Below are 1300 nucleotides of genomic sequence, written 5' to 3'. Positions count from 1 at the left end.
GACTTCTACCGGGGTCCCGCGTTTCTTCTTGCACCGCCCCCTTCGGACCGCCCTACCAACTACCGTCCGTGATTCTCACGCAGAGCTATCGATCGTTGCGCGGAAAGGCTCAGTGCGCTCGGGCTGTCGTTCTCCCTGGAGGGCTTCGCGTTCTTCACCGAGGCGATCTTTGTCGGGATGTACCTGTACGGCTGGAAGCGCCTGTCGCCGCGCGCGCACTGGCTCACGCTATGGCCGATCGCGATCTCCGGCACCCTGTCGACGTTGTTCATCATCACGGTGAACGCCTGGATGAACGTGCCACGAGGGATCACCGAGGTGAACGGCAAGGTCGTCGCCGCCGAGCCGTTCGCGCCCTTTCTGAGTCCGGGGACTCCGCCCCAGGTGGTCCACATGCTGCTGGCCGCGCTGATGTGCACCGGCGGGGCCGTCGCCAGCATTTACGCGGTCGGCATGCTGCGCGGTCGCCGCGACGCCTACCACCAGCGCGGGCTGCGGATCGGCCTGGCGGTGGTGCTGGTCTGTGCGCCGCTTCAGCTGATCGTGGGGGACTGGGCGGCCCGGATCGCCGGGGCCAACCAGCCGTTCAAGCTGGCCGCGATGGAAGGGCTCTACCACACCAGGTCGCACGCGCCGCTGACCCTCGGCGGGTTCTACGACGACAAGAGCAGCGAGGTCCGCTACGGGCTGGAGATCCCGGGTCTGCTCTCGCTGATGGAGGGATTCAGTACAGATCACGTGATCACCGGTCTGGACGCCGCGCCGCCGGACGAGCGCCCGAACGGTCTGCTGGTGCACGGGTCGTTCGCGACGATGGTCGGGTTCGGTTCCGCGCTGATCGGACTGTCCGCCCTGACTGGTGCCGCCGTCGTCCGCCGGCGCCGTCGCGGCGAGAAGACGCTACTGCCCACCGGGCGGCCGTGGCTGTTCGCCGCGACGGCCACGGGACCGGCGTCCGCGCTGTCGATGATGGCCGGCTGGGAGGTCACCGAGGGTGGTCGTCAACCGTGGATCGTGGGCGGTCACATGCGGGTCCACGACGCGGTGACGGGCGCCGACGGGGTCGCGCCGATGTTCGCTGGCTCCCTGGTCTTGTACCTGGGGCTCGCGGGTGCGCTGATCCTCATCCTGCGCCGGATGGCCACCGGCGGCCCGGCCGTCGCGGAGATCCGGTCCGGGCAGCCCGCTGCGGGCGTCCACCGCACGGCCGTCCACGGCGCGGGGCAGGCGAGCCCGGCCAGGCCCGGACGGACAACCGATTCTGATTCGCCATCCATCCCGAAGCCGCGACCCGAACCGG

General features: G+C 69.7%; 1 protein-coding gene. It reads left to right on the top strand.

What is annotated here, in order from left to right; translation table 11 throughout:
• Nucleotides 1-177: 177 nt before the first annotated feature.
• Nucleotides 178-1300 (top strand): cytochrome ubiquinol oxidase subunit I (locus tag AC08ON_RS08220; RefSeq protein WP_476616729.1); only part of this gene is annotated, 1123 nt, incomplete at its 3' end.

It is taken from the genome of Frankia sp. CoWAU3, from assembly GCF_977971855.1.
This window is presented reverse-complemented; position numbering and strand designations above follow the sequence as displayed.